We start from the raw sequence: 17,332 nt of genomic DNA, 5'->3' as shown, positions 1-17,332 counted from the left end.
GGGCCGGGCTACGAGCCCGGCGATGAGCGAGGCGGCGGAAGATCGGAGTCCCACACCTCGACGCCCCGTTCCTCGAGCATGGCCAGCAAGGCGATCGCGCGGTCCCGCTGCCAGCTCTCGCTGCGCGTCGCTTCGAACCGCGGATCGTCGAAATCCGCCCTCGCGCCCTCCTCACCGCGCAGGACGTCCCAGGACACGCCGTCGACGTGCTCCGCGAGCGTGTCCGCGAGCGGCTCGAGGGGCCCGGCGAAGATCGGCTGGACCACCGCGATCGTCTTGACGCCGGCCCGTCGCAGGTTCCGCAGCAGGTCGAGCCGCTGCGCGATGGTCGAGGCGCGAGGCTCGAAGTGCTCGCGCACCGCGTCGTCGATGGTGGGTAGCGAGACCCCGGCCCATGGTGCGGGCAGCGACGCCATCAGCTCCACGTCGCGATTCATGAGCGCGGAGCGGGTCAGGATCATGGTGGGCCACGGCCGTCCGCTGTCGCGGATCGCTTCGAGGCATCCGTGCGTCACGCGGAGCTTCTTCTCCACCGCCTGGTACGCGTCGCCGACGATCGGACAGAACTTGATCGGACGGGGTGGTAGACGCGCGAGCTCCTCGGCGAGCACCTGCGGGAGATTGGCGCGGACTTCCACCCAGCTCCCCCACGGGATCTCGACCAGCCCCATCAGCTGTCGCATGAGCCCGAGGTTGGTCTGCGCGTAGCAGAATCGACACCCGATCACGCACCCGACGTAGGGGTTGATGGTGTAGTAGGGGGCCTCCGTCGGTCCCGCCGCATCGAGAGCCGTGGGCACCGTGACCTCGCGGACCCGCGCGTCGAGGGGGGCTTCCTGCGCGGCCTCCCGGCGCAGCGCGCCCACGACCGCATCTTCGTTGGTGGCGATGATCGCAGCGATCCGCTGGCAGAGGGCCAAGCCGAGCCGCTGATCGACGACGTTGCGCCCCCCCTCGTCGCGGTATCCGATCGCCAGCGTCTGCGAGCGCGCGGCCCACCTCGGGGTGCGATCGACCGGAGTCACGTCGATCCAGATGCGCTGCTCTCCCGCCGTGAGTCGCAGCCGCAGCCCCAGCTCCGTGGAGGTTCCGTCCAGCTCGACCCCGGGCAAGACCTCGTCGCCCACGACGAGCGGGGCGAGCAGCGCTCGCAGGTGCCGGTGAACGTCCATGCGGCCCCACGATGATAGATCGCACGGGTCTACAAGCGTAAGCGTCGCACGGCCATGAAGGCCTCGGCGGCGCGAACGAGGGGCAGCAGCGCGCCTCGGACCCACCACAGGTTGATGGAGATGCTCGTGTCCACCGATCGGGCCTGATGCCACCAGAGACTGGGGATGTAGAGCAGCTCCCCGGGGCCGAGGGTGGTGGTGTGCACGGTCAGGCCCCGGAGCCTCGGGAAGCGGGCGAGGTCGGGATCCTCGACGCTGGCGCGGCAGTAGTTGGGCACGCCCGACCAGGGGGGATGGGGATAGACGCGGGTGAGCTCGCGTCGGGAGACGAGCATCCAGCGCTTGTGGCCGGCAACCTGGGCATAGAGGTTCTCGGGCAGATCGCGGTGCAGCACGCTGCCCACGTTGCCCGGCGAAAACCAGAAGCGAGAGCGACGCCAGCGAGCGCGCTCGAGGTACCTCGGGGTGCGGATGTCACCCATGAGCTCGGGCAGGTGCTCGTGCACCCGAAAGATCACGTAGCGCTGGGCGGTGCCGGCCTCGAGGTCGCGTACGAAGTCGGCGAGGCCAATCGGCGCGTAGTCGATGCCTCGCTTCGGATCGAAGACCGCGTTCCCGTCGCGCACGGGGATGGAGGGCAGCGGCCGATCCCCGAACGCCTCGAGCAGCCCTCGCGGCGTCCAGCGCTCGAGGGCGGGCCAGTCGTCGATGGCACCGCCGATCACCACGGGTTGGGACCGGCGTACGTACTCGCGGAGGAAGACCTCGGGATCCGGCGCCTCGATCCGGGGGATCGGGCGCGTGGTCAGGGCGCCGGGCATGGGCCGTCCTTGCCTTGCCATCAGAAGACGCCGTGCAGGCCCTTCACCGTAGCGTGTACATGGGCATGTATATAGAGGATCAGCGCGGTCAGCCGCTCGGCCTCGCCGGTCGCTAGCTCACCGCGGTAGGAGTAGGCCAGACCCTCGAGCTCCCGGAAGCGTCGTTGGCCGTGCCGCGCCGGGGTGACCTCGAGGATCAGGGTCCTTCGCTCGCGAGACAGATCGAGCAGCAGCGCGCCACCGTCGACACGCGCGGCATGGAGACGCCAGCCCGTGCCCGAGCCGTCGATGACCTCCCCCAGGGAGGCACGGGACGCAGACGAGAGCTCGGTCGGGCGCCGATCGCCCGGCCGAGCGGCGGGCCCATTGGAGGACCGCTTGGGCGTGGCGTCGACCGGTGGATCTCGTCGGGGTGGGTTGGGGCGGAAGTCGACCCAGTTGGGTCCGATGTGGGGCCGATGGCAGGACTGCGCCAGCTCGAGCACGTAGGCCCACTCCGTCTTCAGCTCATCGAGCGTCCAGCCCTCGCAGCGGGTGACCATGAAGGTCTCGGGATCGAACTCGATGCCGAGCTCGTCCGCCCGGTCGAGCAGGGCGTCCGGCAGGGCGAGGCAGTAGAACACGCGCACCGTGGTCGCGAACTCCATCGCTCGCTCGAGCGTGCGACGAAACGAGCGTGGATTGTCGCCGGGCAGGCCCAGGATGAGCTCCAGGTCGATGTCGAGCCGGCCCTGGAGCTGCGCCATCACGGCCTCGAAGCGGGGAATGTCGAAGCGACGGCCCAGGGCCTGGAGCACGGCGGTATCGAAGCTCTGGATGCCCACGGTGACCTCCGCCCGCGCAAACGTGTCGAAGAAGTCCAGGTGCTCGTCGCGAATGTGGGTCGGGTAGATGTGGCCGAGCACCTGGCAGTGCTCGAGCACCTGCTCCTGGCGCTCCGCCTCCATGAGATTCCGAAACGCGCGCGGGCTGAGATTGAAGCCGGCGTCGAGCACGTAGACCCGCTCCACCCCGGAGTCAGCCATGCCGCGCAGGTGCCCAGCGAGGTAGTCCACCGAGTGCACGCGATCGGAGCGCTCGTCTCCCCACTGGCAGAACGCGCAGCGCATGGGGCAGCCGCGAAAGGTCTCCAAGAAGCCCACCTCGTCGCGGGGCACGTTGCCGAGCTGGTAGGGCGAGGCGTACCCGTCGAGCGCGGGACGTTCCTGCGGGGTGGCATGCCTCCAGCCCAGCGGCGACGGCGTCACCAACCCCGCGACCTCTCGCCGCCAGTCGTCGTGCAGGTGCTTGCGGGCCAGCTCGCGCACGACCTCCTCGCCCTCGCCCACGACCACCGCATCGATGGCATCGACGTAGGGCGCATAGGGAGCGAGGGAGAGCAGGGAGGGCCGGGCCGCGGGGCCCCCCATCACGAAGCGAACGCTCGAGTCCCACGCGCGCACTTGCTTGGCGACCTGGCAGAACACCTTCGTCGACCAGATGTAGGTGGAGGCGGCGATCAGGGTCGGGCGAAACTCGCGGATGCGTGCGAAGAACGCCTCGGGATCGTCCGTGCGCAGATCGATCACCGTGCTCTCGACCCCGGCCAGGTCGGGCGCGCTCCTCAGGGACGCGTCGAGCTTCCTGGCGGCGTAGGAGAACGGCAGCACGCCGCCGGACTCGTCGGCCCAGACGAGGTCCCGTGCCAGGAACGCGATGCGCGGCTCAGCGGACATCGATCCTTCGACGCCAGGAGAGCCGGCGGGGTCGAACGTGGGCGGTGGCAGGGGTCACGCGCTTCCCACCCGAGAGGATCAGCTCGGGACGGGAGAGCACGTGCGGATCGACGCGTGGATCCTCGCGAAGGAGAACCAGGTCGGCGGGTGCTCCCTCCTCGATGCCCCACTCCCCCAGCCAGGCCCGGGCCGCCCAGCTCGCGGCTCCCACCGCCGTGGTCGGATCGACGCCCAGCTCGCACAGCTGCAGCACCTCGTCGGCCACGGTGACCTCCGGGAACATGTCGGTCCCGGCCAGCAGCACGACCCCGCGATCCACGGCGAGGGGGAGGTGTCGCGCGAGGGAGTCCATGGCGTCCTGCACCCAGAGCATACGGTCTGTCTGGCCGTCTCGCCGAGCGACCGTCCACATGTGCACGCCGATGCCGGTGAGCGGTGCCCAGGCGATGCGGGCCTCGACCATCGCGTCGATCAGTCCCTCGTCCACGCCCCAGCCGTGCTCCAGGGAATCGACGCTCGCCCGGATCGACGCCTCGGCCCCCGCCCGGGTGAAGCAGTGGGCGGCCACCCGCCCGCCCCGCTCGTGCACGGCCTGCACGGCGGCCGCCAGCAGCTCGGGGGCATAGGTCAGCGCATCGTCGCCGCGAAAGCCGGTGTTGACTCGCCCGCGGTAGTCGCTCGACCAGTCGGCGAAGATCTTCACCCAGCGGGCGCCGGCCTCCATGCGGCGCACGCAGGTGGCCACCAGCGCTTCGGGTTCCGTACGGGTGAAGGGGAACTCGTCGTAGCGCAGGACCATGGTGCCGGAGGGCTGGACCCGAGGCAGCCCCGGCCGATCCGTCGAGTCCAGGATCTCGTCGCCCACCGCGCCCATGTCGCGCACCAACAGGACCCCGGTGGCCGCATACTCGGCGCGCTTCCCATCCATCCACGCCGGGGTGCCCACCGGTGAGTCCTCGTTCTGGGGGTAGCTGAGGTGACCGTGGCACTCGACCAGCCCCGTGGTGAGGTAGCCGCCGGCCGGCGCCAAGGTGACCGCCCCTGCCACGGGCTCGAGGCGAATGCGACCGCCTTCGATCCAGACGTCACGAAGCTCTGCGGCGTCGGGCAGCAGTCGGGCGCGCAGGTGGAAGCGCTCTACCGGCTCAGGCTCGCCGACTTCGATCCGCACGCGATCCCGCTCGAACACCAGCGGCCAGCGAGGGCTCCGGGCGGGATCGCCCGGCGCGGCCTCGGGCTGGGCCGTGGCGAGCAGTCGGGCCATCTTCGGCGTGGTGGGCTCCTTGATCCGCGCCCCCTCGGCAAAGCAGTGGAGCGCCAGCACCACGCGGCTCGCATCGCTGCCGTTGGCGAAGGCGCCGTGGATGGTGCGGCCGTGATGGAAGCTCACGTCGCCCATGAAGACGGGCGGCTGGTGATCCACCGTCAGCGCGTGCTGCTCGATGATGCGGTCGTACTCGAGCTCGCTGGTGTCGCTGATGTCCTCGATCTCCGCGAGCCCGAGCCGGTGGGACCCCGTGGCGAAGCGCATGAGCCCATCGCTCGCGCCCACGTCCTGCAGGGGGATCCAGCAGGTGATGGTCTGCTCGGCATCGAAGGGGAAGACGACCTCGTCCTGATGCCAGGGGGTGATGCCCGCGCCGGGCTCCTTGATCAGCCAGTCCTCGCAGAACAGGCGCACCGCCTGCACGCCCATCAGGTCGGCCGCCATGCGCAGTACCCGACGCCCGTGGGCGAAGGCACGCACCGTGGCATCGTGGTGACCGAGGTCCGTGAGCTGGCGAAAGGCGCGGGCATAGGCGTCATCGCGCGCGTCCTTGCTCGATGCCTCTTGCGGCGGGGCACGGAGTGCATCGAGCACGTGGGGTCGCGCGGCGAGGATGAGATCGCGAGGCAAGGCGCGGCGCACCAGCAGGTGGCCGTCGCGACGAAAGGCCTCGATGTCGGCGGCGTCGAGGTCCCGCTCGCGATCGAGCTCGGCCCGATGGTAGGGCGTGGGAAAGGAGGCCGGGCCCAGTACCCGCGTCTGCACCTGCTCCTTCGTTGGGATTGGGCCGGGCTGGATCGGATCCGCGATGACGCGCAGGCGCCTCGCTCCGCGCTTGTGCTCCGGCCTGGACCTCGGGCGGGGTCGCAGCGCCTCGGGACCGACCAGGCCCTTGCGAAGGTCGAGGCGCATGCCCCCGGGATCGCGCGCACGCACCGTGTCGATCGCATCCCTGACCAGGGCTGCGAGTCCGCGCCGCTGCTCGGGGTCGTCGAGGTTCGCCCGAAGGTTGCGGTAGTGGAGGTCGAAGGACGCGCTCTTGGCCAGGGCATGCTCGTGGCTGCGCGCCGTGAGCAACACGTCGACGCGCACCCCCGGGCCCCGCTGGAATCGATACACACAGGCCCGTCGCTGGACGATGACTTCGGCCAGGACCGCGCCGTGGCGCTCGGCGACCCCCTCGACCAGGCTGGCCCACTGCGGCTGGTCCGTGGCCGGTGCTTCGGCGGCTCCTGGGCGGTCCGAGCCGACCCACGGCCCGTACTCCGGTTCCTCCCACTCGCGGCTGCGAGGGTAGGGGCGGAGGACGTCCTCCTCCCAGCCGTACTTGGTGATGTACGGGTGGTGGAGCCCCAGACACGACTCGGCATACTCGCACTGCGCCTCGTACACGCACGCGAACTTCGGGTAGACGTCGTAGAACTCCTCGACGATGAGCACGTCGGACTGCGTGTTGTCCTGGCTCGCGGCGTGGTCGCCCAGCAGGCACCGGGGCACGTACTTGACGGCGGTCTCGATGCCGTAGCCCGCCGCGCGCGCGAGGGCCTCGCGCAGCGACGGGGCCAGCCGGCTCATCGGGGCGAGGAGCTCGCGCTCGTCGGCGTAGTCCTCCATGGGGAGGTAGTTCCACCACTCCATGCGAACGGGGGCGAGTCGCTGCACCGTCTCGACGATCTCGGCCAAGTGCGGCTGGTTGATCGTCGTGAGCACCGTGTTGGTCATCAAGCACACGTCGAGCGCGGCCAGGTTCTCCATGCCCGCCATCGCCTCGTCGAAGCTCCCCGGGCGTCGGGAGATGTGGTCCTGAGTGGCGGCATCATGTCCGTGCAGCGACACGAAGAACTCGTCGATCCCGGCGTCGACCAGGCGCCGGGCGAACTCGGGGTCGGCACAGAGTCGGCCGTTGGTCTGCAGGCGGATGTGCTCGAAGTTGCCGACGTCGCGGGCGTAGTGGACGTAGTCGAAGAGCTTGGCCTCCAGCGTCACCTCGCCGCCCGTGAACGTGACCCGCCGGTAGCGCCGCGAGCTGGCGTTGTCGTCGACCGCCGCCTTGAACCGCTCGAAGGGGACGCCCTTGAAGTAGTTCATGCCCTCCTGCACGATGCAGAAGCGGCACGCGCTGTGGCAGTGGAACTCCACGGTGACCGTGAGGTCCTCGAAGCGAGTCGGATCGAAGCGGCCCTTGTAGCTCTCCATGCCCGAACTCCAAAGTGCACAGCCACGAGCTAGAAACACGAGCGGAACCCGGTGCGGAGGTGGGCGATCGTCCCGTCTCGCGCGACGTACTCCGTGACCACGTCGAAGAGGATGTGCTCGAGGCGGTCGCGGTGCCGGGCGAGGTAGGCGCGCATCGGCTCGGGAAAGTCGAAGCGCCGGTGGACGAACTTCAGCTGATCGACGTTGACCCCCGAGAACCCCAGCGCGTCGCAGTGATCGCGTCGGCCGACGTGGAGCCTGCGGCAGGCGAACAGCTCGGGAATCAGCGTGCGTCCGAGGAGCCGCCGATCGAGCGAGTAGGAGACGAAGCGGCTGGCCTTGATCTCCGCGAGCACCTCGTGGGCGTCGCGCTTGGGGTGCAAGGCCACGTCGTGACCGGCCAGGCGGGGCCCACCGGCTTCCACGCGGTAGACCTGCATCACCCGGGGGCTCGGTCCTCGCCGATGGAGCTCGACGTGCATCCTTCCCACCCCTCCCGGCGGGGCGGCATCGAAGCGCAAGCCGAGCATGGCGTAGTCCGGCAGGTCGCGAACCGACGGAAGCAGGTCCACCCAGGGCGCCAAGATCTCGCGCAGCGGCTCGAGGATGCCCAGCGGCGGGTGCCCGTTGGGGTTGAGCACCCGTACCTCCCACGACAGCGCTTCCGACTCGTGGTCCAGCCACACGCTCCACACCGACCGATCACGTCCGACCAGGGCTTGAATGGCCCGCAGCGGCGCCTCCCAGGTCGCGCGGGCGCGGGCGTGCTCGAGCGAGTTCCACAGCAGGTTCTCGGCGCGGATCTTCCCTCGTATCGGCCGGAGCAACGGGTAGGCGTCGAAGCCGACCCCTCGATGAACATCGCGCTCCGTGGCCAAGTACAGCCCGTCAGCGGTGGTCGGCGTGGGTGCCGCACGTCGTTCCAGGGGCGGCAAGGTCTCGAGAGGATATGCCCCGCGTCCGGGGCCCGCAATCGAGCGCCCATCATGAGAGGCCCCTATCGCCGGGCGTCCAGCGACAGCGAGCCGTCGTCATTGGCGATGATGGTGTCGAGCACCGGTCCGACGAACGCCGCGATCGCGCGCTCGGTCGCGGGCCCCACCACGTCGGTGTACGCGAGGTTGAACGAGCGGCTCTGCTTGAAGGTGCGCGCCGCGTCGTCACGGGCGGAGATCACCAGCACGAACCGGGTTCCATCCGGCATCTGCAGCGGGTAGCGGGCCTCGCTGCGCGTCAATGCAACGCCTTCGACCCCCATGGCGTGCGCGCCGAGCAGGTCGAGCCACCGGGCGTGACCGTGCGGCGCTTGGGCCCGCCCTCGTGCGTCGACTCGTCGCACGCTTCGATCGCGGGGACGCCAGGGGCGGGTGCGCGGCAGGGCTCGCAGGCGATCCAGCTCCCAGCCGAAGCGGTTGACGTGGGCGTGGCTCAGCCCGAGGCAGACCTCCGCGGCGTCGCACTGGGCCTCGCGCAGGCAGTTGAACCGTGGGCGGGCGCTCGGGTCGGCGGCCGCCCAGAATTGGGAATGGTCGTGGAAGTGGTCGGGCTCGGTGGCGTCCACCCGCGCTCCTTCCTCGCCGAGCACGCACACCGGAACGTGGTGAATCACGGCCTCGACCTCGGCGGCGCGACAGGTGGCGATGGCCTCGAGCAAGCGTGGCGCGAGCTCGTCGAGGGGCACGAGGAGCTGCTGCTCCGACTCGGTCGGGTCGAGCGGAGCGTACGCCCAGAAGTCGATGCGCCGCGCGCCGGCCTCGATCGCGAGCTGCGCGACGGGGCGCAGCTGGCCGACGTTGGCGCTGGTCATGACGATGTACACGAGCGCCTCGGCGTCGAGCCTCGCGAGGTTCGCGAGACACTTCTTTGCGTCGCGAAAGTCTCCCGGTCGGTCACGGAGACGATCGTGGAGCGCAGGATCGGTGGCGTGCAGCCCAACGCTGATCTCGGCCACACCGGCCTGGACCACCGCCTGGACCTGGCGCGGGTTGGTCAGCCGCCACGGCCGGGTGTCGAGGCGAACGCGGCGAAATCCCCCGCGGCGTGCCGCCTCGGCCAGGGCGAACCCATGCTGCTCGAGCGGCTGGCCATCCCCCACGAGGATCACCCGCTCGTAGCGAGGGGCGCCTCGGTGGGCCGTGCAGAACTCGAGGAAGGGCCTGGGATCGAAGTTCTCGCCCAGAGAAGGCGGGCTCGGGCTCGCACTCGGGCTGCGCAGGGAGCCCGGCATCGGACCCTCGCCATCGATCATCACCACGAGATCGGCCGCCATGAGGTCTCTAGAGGGTCGAGTAGTAGCCCGTCTTGGGGTACTCGAGGCTTCCGTCGGGCCGACTGCGATAGTCGATGCCGACGTCGAACATGAGGTGCTCGAAGTCCGCGCGGTGCCGGTCGACGAAGGACGTCACCGCGTGGGGGTACTCGAAGCGGTGGAGGAACCAGCGGAGCTGGTCGATGCTGATCCCCGAGTAGTAGATCGCGTCCGCGCTGCGCTTCTTGGCGACGCAGATCTTCGCGCACTCGTAGAGCTCGGGCAGCACGATGTCGGCCACGCGGACCGCGGTGAAGTCGACCCACATGCTGCGCTGGACCTGGTGGAGGATCGCCTCGATCTCGCGCTTGGGCTCGTGGAAGCGGTAGGTGTTCCGCAGCTCGCAGGCATCCTCGCGCAGCGCGTAGGAGTGCCCGCCCTGTCCCTCGTGGAACTGGAGGTACACGTTGAGCTCCGGCACTTGCCCGTCGCCGAGCGCGGCGGCGTCGAGATCGAAGCTGTACATGAAGTAGCGAGTCGTGTCGCGCACCCGCGGCCGGATGTCGAGCACGCCGGCCAGGGCTCGGCGAAGCGCCGACGCGGTGATCTGGCGATCCTCGCGCTGCGGATCGTAGAAGTACAGCTCCCACGAGAGTCGAGCCCGAAACCACTTCACGCCGAACACGGTCATGTCCCGCCCGGCGGCGGCCCGGATCGCGTCGAAGGGCTCGTATCCCGCCTCGGACACCCCGGCCGCCTCCAGGCTGTTCCACAGCAGGCTCTCCCCGCGCAGCTTGCCGGTGGGATCGCAACGCGGCGCATAGGTCTCCAGGCAATAGTCGAAGAACCGGTCTTGCCCGGTGCTCGGGACCAGGGACGACCGCGGGCGAGGCACGGCGTCGGCGCTCGACACGGCCCGGAACATTACCACGAACCTCCGCGCCGGTCGGCGGTACGCTCGTGGCGGTGAGCGACCACGGCCCGCTGCACGGCCCACTACTCCGGGCCCTGATGGAGGCTCGAGGCGACGTCCCACCGAGCCTCGCACGCTTCGATGCGTTGGTGCGCAGCGACGGGCCTCCGCCGAGCTTCGAGGAGTACTCGGCGCGGATGGGAGCGGCCCTTTGTCCGTGGCGGCAGACCTGCTACTTCGACGCGAGGGCGCGGCGACGACTGACGTCGGTTGCCAACGCGCGCTTCGAGAAGATCGCCGCCGACCTCGGAGTCTCGATTCCCGCGAGCTTCTGGCGCTTCTTGGCCAAGCGGGGCGCTCACGGGTCCGAAGTGCGCGAGGTGGTGCTGGGCATGGAGGCCACCGTGCCCCTCCGGCTCAAGTACTACCTGGTGTTCCGCGGACCCGCGGCCTCGACGGTCGAGGCCCTTCGCGTTGCGCTGGGCGCTCCCGAGCTGCCCGCCACGCTGCACATGGGCTCGGTGTGCATCCTCGGGCTCGACTTCCACCCCTGCGGCCTCCACGACTTCAAGGTCTACGTGCGCCTCGACTCGCGAAGGCTGCCCCACGTGATCGAGAACTTCGCCGACTTCCGTGCGCTCGCCGTCGGGTGCCGGTACCTGGTCTTCCAGCACTGTGTGGTCTCCCGGCGACGCCAGGTGTACTTCCACGCCAATTCCCCCGCCGTCCTCGAGGACCACCTCGCGCTCGACCCTCGCGCCGAGGGAGCTCGCGGGAGCCTGGCCGACACGCTGGCGAGAATGAACCGGCGACTCGAGGGCCGCGACGCGGGCGTCCTGCGACCGTGGATCGCGTCGTTCGTCTATCGGCAGGGCGCGCTCGAAGCGACGCCCGCGAACATCTACTTCCACCTCGGTCGAGGGTGACGACCGAACCAGCCCGAACCAGCCCGAACTACCCCCGAACTACCCCCGAACTACCAGGACCCGTGGCTGCCGTGCGAGCCGTGGCTGCCGTGCGAGCCGTGGCTGCCGTGCGAGCCGTGGCTGCCGTGCGAGCCGTGGCTGCCGTGCGACCCGTGCGAGCCATGGCTGCCGTGTGAACCGTGCGAACCATGCGAGCCGTGGCTGCCGTGCGAACCATGCGAGCCGTGGCTGGCGTGCTGCGGTGCCACGATCATGGACGCGTCGGCCAGGAAGATGGGACCCTGCCCGGATTCCGCGAGCGCCATCGCGCGATCGGTCAGCGATCGGTCCGACGCCGTCAGCTGGCCGACGACCTGCTTGCTGAACGTGGGGAGGCCAGCGGGTCTCTTGCTCTTGGGGTCGGCCATACGACCGGTCGAGCTTACCACCCAAGGCGGGGCCGGCGGCAGGAGGTCCCGGATGGAGGCCAGATTCGATGGTCTTGGCCGGTCTGGCGCCCGGGACAGCGGCTAGCGCGCTGCCACGCCGGCGTCGATCGACAGTCCGAGCGCCATGTTCCCCAGCTCGTGGGCGACCAGCCGGGCGCGCTCCGGATCCTCGTCCTCGACCGTCACCACCCAGTAGCCGGCGTCTTGCGACATCCTCACGGTCGAGTGCTCGGTGAAGACCGCCACCGCCGCCTTCACCGACGCCTCGGAGTAGATGTCACCATGCAGCCGCAGGCTGGTCTCACTGATGCTGCTGCTCATGGGGACTCCTCGTCGGGCTCCGACCCCGCATCCGATTCCGGCTCCGGCTCCGTGGCGAGTGCCTTCGAGCGCTCGTACTTCTCTTCCCACGACGTGGCGATGAGCAGCGGGTCATCCAGGCCGCCGTCCGAGAAATCGAAGTCCTCGAGGTCGTCGAGGCTCGGACGGCCGACTGCACCCGACATCGCGGCGAGCGTGACCGACTCCAGCAGCACCTCCTTGCGCTGGTGCAGGTGCGTACGGCACACCGCCGACAGCAATTCATTGGTGAGGCTCCCGACGACCTCGCGCAGCGTTTCCCCCTCTCGCGGGTGGAGCTCGACGATGTGGTTGCCGTCCTCGTCGCGGTCGAGTCGAACGTAGCTCCGATCGAGCAAGGCGTAGGTGGCGGAGAAGACCGCTTCTGCGGGGTAGATCCGTGCGTGACACAAGACGTCGACGCCGCCATCGTCGCGCAGCGAGTAGGAGTTCGGGAAACCTCGGAGAGCGGTCATGGATGGTGCCGCCGAGTGTATACCACCCGAGGGGCTCACGACGGTGCCCACCGGTAGCGCAGCAGCCACTGGTTGCTCCGTCCGGGGCGCACGGCCTCGGCCTCGAGCAGCTCGAGCGGCAGGCTCAGCCGACCGACGAGCGCCTCGGCCTGCTCGGCGCCGTCGTTGCGGTAGTGTTCGAACCCGGCCGGACCCGACTCTGCGCGGTGGCTCTGCTCCTTCGATCGCGCCAGGCCGAACGCTTCGTTGTCGACCAGCGTGAGCGTGCCGCCCGGTACGAGCAGGGCATCGAGCGCCTGGAGCAGCGTCTGTGGCTCGCGCAGGTGGTTCCAGCTCCGCAGCACGAGCACGTGATCGAAGCGTCCGATCGGAGGATCGGCGTCGTCATCGTCGCGGCGCTCGTGCCCGGTGGACGTGCGGGCCGCCAGCTGCTCCGCGGTCGTGGTGATGAGCCGGGCCCAGGGCCATCGCTCGCGCAGCGCGGCGATCCGCTCGGGGTGCGGGTCGATGCCGACGTAGTCCACGGTGCCGTCGGCCACCAGCGACGCCAGCACCTCGCTGTACGGACCCTCGCCGCAGCCGACGTCGAGCACCCGCCCCCGCAGCGAGCCCACCAGCTCGCGCACGCGCACGTCGTCGCGTTCGAACACCGGGGCGTCGACGGGCTCGAACAGGCCCGTGCACCCGGTGAACTCGGGACATCCCGTGCACGTGGACGAGCGGCGCAGCGCCAGGAGGTCGCGGGCGAAGTCGTCGGGCGCGGCCTTCGAGCTGACGTCCAGGTAGATCTGCCCGCGCTCGTGCTTGACCGAGGAGATCTCTCGGTCGGAGAAGTCGCGGGTGCGGCTGCGGTAGCGCTCGATGACGTCGCCGCGCTTGACGAAGAGGTGCCGCCCGTACTCCCACGGCGCAAGCCCAGCCGTGAGGACCGCGCAGCGCGGGCCGTTGTCGACGAGCGAGGCCTCGAGCGTGTAGTTGAAGGAGTTGGAGCGCGGTCGATCCATGACCGGTCGCAGCTCCTGGTCGCCGAAGCGCTCGTAGTACGCGGTATAGAGGCCGGGACAGGCCCCGGACAACGAGCAGCGCGCACACTTGGGCGGCTGGATCTTGTTGTCGTCGTCCACGGGGAAGAAATCGGGCTCTCCGATCTCGGTCATCGTGTCGAACCCGTGCGTGCGAAGGTCGTCGAAGCGGTCTTCGAGGCCGGGCATCAGGCACAGGGGGATCCCGCCGTGGGACAGCCACCGGCCGCGGGGCGGAGCATCGCCCTCGGTGCGCGACTCGCCGTACTCGATCGCCTCGGCCACGCGGCGCGCCACGTGCTCGACCGGGGGAATGAGGTGATCGAACAGGCTCTTGCCGCCCCCCTTGGGCTCGACCATCGAGAACTTGAGGGGGACGTCGGGGTAGGGGAGCAGCGCGTCGACCACCCCCTCGAGGTGCTCGACGTTGTGCTTGGTGACCACGCAGTTCACCGAGAAGTCCAGGCCCCGGCCCGACAGCTGCGCGATGGCACCGAAGGTCTGCTCGAACGCGTGGCTGCGAACCATCAGGTTGTGGATCTTCGCCGTGCCCCCGTGCAGCGAGAGATAGACGTAGCGAAGCCGGTAGCGCACGAGCGCGGCCACCAGCTTGGGGTAGCTCAGCATCCGGCCGTTGGTGACCAGCCCGAAGTCGAGCCCGAGCGCGGCCGCGTGCTTGGCCCACGCCAGCAGCTCCGGTCGGATCGTGGGCTCGCCCCCGGAGAGCACGACCATCGAGTGCCCGAGGGCCTTGGCCCGACGGATCTTGCGGTGGACCTCGACCGCCTCGCCCTGGATGTGCCGAACGTCGAGCGTGTGGCAGAAGCTGCAGTGGTCATTACAGCCATACCCGACCTTGACGAGTGCCTTGGTGGGGCGCATCCGTCTGTCCCCGCTCGCGTGCCGTCCCCGCTCGCGTGCGCGCGACCGAGGCTAGCGACGGCGGGTGCTCCCGCGGTCGCGGTTGGGATGGGCGCGGCGTCGCTCGTCGTACGACAGGAGCTGGTCGGGAACCTCGGGGCTTGCCGTCTCGAGATATCGGGCGAGGGTGAGCACCCCGACGCCGCTCGCCTCGTCGGTCCGGTTGCTCCCCGAGCCGTGGTTGCACAGGTAGAGGCTGAAATCGTCGGTGTCGGCCAGTGCACGCGGCGAGCGGCTGCGGCGAAGGACGTCGACGCGGAAGCGGGCGCCTCGCCCCGAGGCCTCGATGCGGGCGGCGCCGTCCCTCATGGCCACGCGCTCGATCAGGAAGGGGCCCACCTGCATGCCCGCGGACAGGCCGAGCAGCGACTCGACGGGCTGGTCCGGGTCCTCGGGTCCGTGGCGCGCGTCGCCGAGCGCGTGGTCGGTCGCGTCGTCGGGCACGTCGTCGACCGGCAGGTCCTGGGCGACCGGCGGCAAGGCATGGGCCACGCCGGACAAGCCAGACGTTGCGGCCACGGTCCCGACGACGGCCACCCCGGAAGCGATGAAGCTACGTCGACCCAGTGTTTCCTGCCGCGTAATGACCATGGCGAGCTGCGTCGATCGTAGGTGGATCCTCGGCCGAACGTCAAACGATTGCGGCGGGCGAGATGCGGCCGGCCCAACGCGCATCCGGTGGCGGCTGCGTCGAGCGCGCGGTGGCGGGGCGTGGGCCACGGGCCGCGGGCACGAACGAGGATCGCCCGCACTCGGGCGACGCACGACCCACCTTGCGGTAGAAACACGGTCCACGAGGCCATGACCACCCCTCCAGTTTCGCCCTCGGTTTCGCCCTCGGTTTCACCCCCGGCCATGAACTCGACCCGTCACGAAGGGGCGATGTCGTGGGAAGTCGACGAGCAGCGAGTGCCGGTCCCCGCGCTGCTGCACGCGGCGTACCGCTTCATCGATCGCTGCTACGTCGCGGTCGAGGCCGCCGGGGAGTCCACCGTGCGCGTCACCCTCGTGGCACGCGACGAGGTCGACGGGGAAGACGCCTGGGTCGGCCTGGGGAACGACTTCGAGGACCAGGTCGTGGGCGAGGCGCTCGTGCAGGAGGTCGAAGCGAACAACATCGCCACGATGGAGTTCGTGATGGCCCAGGCGCTCGCACCGACGGGGGGGGAGTTCGGCAGTGCGGGGGAGCCGAGCGCGGACGCGCTCGACGATCCCCACGGCATCGCGCTGTCGTGGGAGCAACGGCACGAGAGACCCGCCCCGGTGAGCGCAACCGAGGTCCCCGATGATCCGGTGGGCGACTCTGCGGGCGGGTCGGCGGACGACTCGGCGGACGAGCAGCCATAGGTGCGGAGCGACCAGCATGAGGATTTCTCGAATCGAGCCCCGGGCCGGCACTCAGGCCTTCTTTCGCTTTCGTAGGGTCGGCGACGACTACCTCATCACCAACTTCGAGGGGAACTGGCTGATCCTCTCGGCGGAGGAGTTCGAGCACTACGTGGAGGGCACCGTCCCCGAGGGGTCTGCGCTCGAGACCAAGCTCGACGAGAAGAACTTCCTCAGCGCCACCTACGACGTGACCGCGGCGATCGAGCGCATGCGCGAGCGCCACTACTTCCTGCACTCGGGCCCCAATCTGCACCTGATGATCGTGACGCTGCGGTGCAACGAGACCTGCGTCTACTGCCACGCATCGAGGGCGGGCCTCGACACCCCCAACGTCGACATGACCCCGGAGACGGCCGAACGGGCCGTGGATCTGGTGTTCGAGAGCACCAGTCCCTCGGTCACCATCGAGTTCCAGGGGGGCGAGCCGCTCGTGAACTTCGCGACGGTCAAGCACATCATCGAGTACGCGCGCAAGTGCAACGAGACCGTGGGCAAGCAGCTCGAGTTCACGATGGTCTCCAACCTCGCGCTGATGGACGAGGAGAAGTTCGCCTACCTGATGGACAACCGGGTGCAGATCTGCACCAGCATCGACGGACCGGAGGCGCTGCACAACGCGCAGCGCAAGCTCCCCACCCAGGATGCCCACCAGCGGGCCGTACGATGGATCCGCCGGATCAATCAGGCCTACGTCGACCGTGGCCTCGACGCGAGCCTCTACCACGTGGAGGCGCTGCTGACGACGACCAAGTCGACCCTGGGCCTGGCCAAGGAGGTGGTCGACACGTACGTCGACCTGGGGTTCAAGACGATCTTCTTGCGCCCGGTCGATCCCTTCGGCTTCGCGGAGCGCACGCGGCTGCTCGTGGAGTATCCTCGCAGCGCCTACATCGAGTTCTACCGCGAAGCGGTGGACTACATGATCGAGCTCAATCGACGAGGGGTGGAGATCCTCGAGCGGTACGCGGCGATCTTCTTGACCAAGATCCTGCGCGGCACCGATCCCAACTACCTCGACGCGCGCAGCCCCGCGGGGGCCGGGATCGGCGCCCTGGCGTACAACTATGACGGTCGTGTGTTCACCTGCGACGAGGGGCGCATGCTCTACGAGATGGGCAAGGGGCTGTTCCAGATCGGCCAGGTCGGCGAGACCAAGTATCGAGATCTGGTGGGTAGCGAGACCGTCCGCGCGATGACGCTCGCGACCAACCTCGAGGGGCAGCCAGACTGCGCAACGTGTGCCTACAAGCCCTACTGCGGGACCAACAGCGCATACAACTACAACACGCAGGGAACGGTGTTCGGTCGCATGCCGGACAACGCGGTGTGCTACGTCCACAAGGGCATCCAGGACTACCTGTTCGAGAAGCTGGCGAGCAACGATCCGGAGATCCTGGAGATCTTCGACCGCTGGACGAGCTTCCGCCCGCGCGACCACTTCGTGCAATAGGCGGCACGGACCCGCGACCGGGGCTCGGCCCAGACCCGAGTCGGCGGCG

The 17,332-nt window shown here is 69.4% G+C and carries 15 protein-coding genes; 3 read left to right on the top strand and 12 right to left on the bottom strand.

Annotated features, from left to right (window positions below):
• Positions 1–8: 8 nt before the first annotated feature.
• From OEB96_RS23615 to OEB96_RS23585, 7 genes are all read right to left on the bottom strand, one after another.
• The gene (locus OEB96_RS23615; RefSeq protein WP_266218963.1) at positions 9–1,172 is read right to left on the bottom strand and encodes an SPL family radical SAM protein; all 1,164 of its coding nucleotides are present in this window, start codon (positions 1,170–1,172) and stop codon (positions 9–11) included.
• Between the two features lie 29 nt (positions 1,173–1,201).
• Positions 1,202–1,993 (bottom strand): cupin-like domain-containing protein, encoded by a 792-nt coding sequence (locus tag OEB96_RS23610; protein ID WP_266218962.1) that lies wholly within the window; start codon positions 1,991–1,993, stop codon positions 1,202–1,204.
• Between the two features lie 20 nt (positions 1,994–2,013).
• Entirely contained in the window at positions 2,014–3,708 is a 1,695-nt protein-coding gene (locus tag OEB96_RS23605; protein ID WP_266218961.1) for a B12-binding domain-containing radical SAM protein, read from the bottom strand.
• Complete coding sequence (locus tag OEB96_RS23600) at positions 3,698–7,171, bottom strand: phytanoyl-CoA dioxygenase family protein (protein ID WP_266218960.1); 3,474 nt, start codon at positions 7,169–7,171, stop codon at positions 3,698–3,700. The genes OEB96_RS23605 and OEB96_RS23600 overlap by 11 nt, the downstream gene beginning before the upstream one ends.
• Positions 7,172–7,200: 29 nt before the next feature.
• Positions 7,201–8,106: a hypothetical protein gene (locus OEB96_RS23595; RefSeq protein ID WP_266218959.1), complete on the bottom strand. Its 906-nt coding sequence runs from the start codon at positions 8,104–8,106 to the stop codon at positions 7,201–7,203.
• A 62-nt stretch (positions 8,107–8,168) separates the two neighbouring features.
• Positions 8,169–9,440: a radical SAM protein gene (locus OEB96_RS23590; RefSeq protein ID WP_266218958.1), complete on the bottom strand. Its 1,272-nt coding sequence runs from the start codon at positions 9,438–9,440 to the stop codon at positions 8,169–8,171.
• 7 nt (positions 9,441–9,447) lie between these two features.
• A complete protein-coding gene (locus OEB96_RS23585) occupies positions 9,448–10,332 on the bottom strand; it encodes a hypothetical protein (RefSeq protein WP_266218957.1) in 885 nt (294 codons plus the stop codon).
• A 53-nt stretch (positions 10,333–10,385) separates the two neighbouring features.
• On the opposite strand from OEB96_RS23585, the gene OEB96_RS23580 reads away from it, so the two are divergent.
• Positions 10,386–11,258 (top strand): hypothetical protein, encoded by an 873-nt coding sequence (locus tag OEB96_RS23580; RefSeq protein ID WP_266218956.1) that lies wholly within the window; start codon positions 10,386–10,388, stop codon positions 11,256–11,258.
• Between the two features lie 50 nt (positions 11,259–11,308).
• On the opposite strand, the gene hxsA4 is transcribed toward OEB96_RS23580, so the two are convergent.
• The 5 genes from hxsA4 to OEB96_RS23560 all read right to left on the bottom strand — a co-directional run bounded on the left by hxsA4 (position 11,309) and on the right by OEB96_RS23560 (position 14,963).
• The gene (hxsA4, locus tag OEB96_RS46680; RefSeq protein ID WP_407674668.1) at positions 11,309–11,665 is read right to left on the bottom strand and encodes a His-Xaa-Ser repeat protein HxsA4; all 357 of its coding nucleotides are present in this window, start codon (positions 11,663–11,665) and stop codon (positions 11,309–11,311) included.
• A 102-nt stretch (positions 11,666–11,767) separates the two neighbouring features.
• Positions 11,768–12,007, bottom strand: coding sequence for an HxsD-like protein (locus tag OEB96_RS23575; RefSeq protein WP_266218955.1), 240 nt, complete (start codon positions 12,005–12,007; stop codon positions 11,768–11,770).
• Positions 12,004–12,501, bottom strand: coding sequence for a hypothetical protein (locus tag OEB96_RS23570; RefSeq protein WP_266218954.1), 498 nt, complete (start codon positions 12,499–12,501; stop codon positions 12,004–12,006). Before OEB96_RS23570 ends, OEB96_RS23575 begins: the two co-directional genes overlap by 4 nt.
• Before the next feature lie 35 nt (positions 12,502–12,536).
• A complete protein-coding gene (locus OEB96_RS23565; protein WP_266218953.1) occupies positions 12,537–14,405 on the bottom strand; it encodes a radical SAM protein in 1,869 nt (622 codons plus the stop codon).
• Positions 14,406–14,456: 51 nt separating this feature from the next.
• Entirely contained in the window at positions 14,457–14,963 is a 507-nt protein-coding gene (locus OEB96_RS23560; RefSeq protein WP_266218952.1) for a hypothetical protein, read from the bottom strand.
• 363 nt (positions 14,964–15,326) lie between these two features.
• Between OEB96_RS23560 and OEB96_RS23555 the strand changes: the two genes are divergently transcribed.
• A complete protein-coding gene (locus tag OEB96_RS23555; RefSeq protein ID WP_266218951.1) occupies positions 15,327–15,791 on the top strand; it encodes a hypothetical protein in 465 nt (154 codons plus the stop codon).
• A 16-nt stretch (positions 15,792–15,807) separates the two neighbouring features.
• A complete protein-coding gene (hxsB, locus tag OEB96_RS23550) occupies positions 15,808–17,283 on the top strand; it encodes a His-Xaa-Ser system radical SAM maturase HxsB (RefSeq protein WP_266218950.1) in 1,476 nt (491 codons plus the stop codon).
• The last annotated feature ends 49 nt before the right edge of the window (positions 17,284–17,332 follow it).

The sequence above is a fragment of the Paraliomyxa miuraensis genome, assembly GCF_026337845.1.
Lineage (GTDB): Bacteria > Myxococcota_A > Polyangia > Nannocystales > Nannocystaceae > Paraliomyxa > Paraliomyxa miuraensis.
Note: the sequence above shows the minus strand (reverse complement) of the source record. Positions and strands in the feature narration are given on the sequence as shown.

Bases quoted from the DNA above. Each gene is read 5' to 3' on its own strand.
- OEB96_RS23615 (WP_266218963.1), bottom strand. From the start codon at position 1,172: ATGGACGTTCACCGGCACCTGCGAGCGCTGCTCGCCCCGCTCGTCGTG.
- OEB96_RS23610 (WP_266218962.1), bottom strand. From the start codon at position 1,993: ATGCCCGGCGCCCTGACCACGCGCCCGATCCCCCGGATCGAGGCGCCG.
- OEB96_RS23605 (WP_266218961.1), bottom strand. From the start codon at position 3,708: ATGTCCGCTGAGCCGCGCATCGCGTTCCTGGCACGGGACCTCGTCTGG.
- OEB96_RS23600 (WP_266218960.1), bottom strand. From the start codon at position 7,171: ATGGAGAGCTACAAGGGCCGCTTCGATCCGACTCGCTTCGAGGACCTC.
- OEB96_RS23590 (WP_266218958.1), bottom strand. From the start codon at position 9,440: ATGGCGGCCGATCTCGTGGTGATGATCGATGGCGAGGGTCCGATGCCG.
- hxsA4 (WP_407674668.1), bottom strand. From the start codon at position 11,665: ATGGCCGACCCCAAGAGCAAGAGACCCGCTGGCCTCCCCACGTTCAGC.
- OEB96_RS23575 (WP_266218955.1), bottom strand. From the start codon at position 12,007: ATGAGCAGCAGCATCAGTGAGACCAGCCTGCGGCTGCATGGTGACATC.
- OEB96_RS23570 (WP_266218954.1), bottom strand. From the start codon at position 12,501: ATGACCGCTCTCCGAGGTTTCCCGAACTCCTACTCGCTGCGCGACGAT.
- OEB96_RS23565 (WP_266218953.1), bottom strand. From the start codon at position 14,405: ATGCGCCCCACCAAGGCACTCGTCAAGGTCGGGTATGGCTGTAATGAC.
- OEB96_RS23555 (WP_266218951.1), top strand. From the start codon at position 15,327: ATGTCGTGGGAAGTCGACGAGCAGCGAGTGCCGGTCCCCGCGCTGCTG.
- hxsB (WP_266218950.1), top strand. From the start codon at position 15,808: ATGAGGATTTCTCGAATCGAGCCCCGGGCCGGCACTCAGGCCTTCTTT.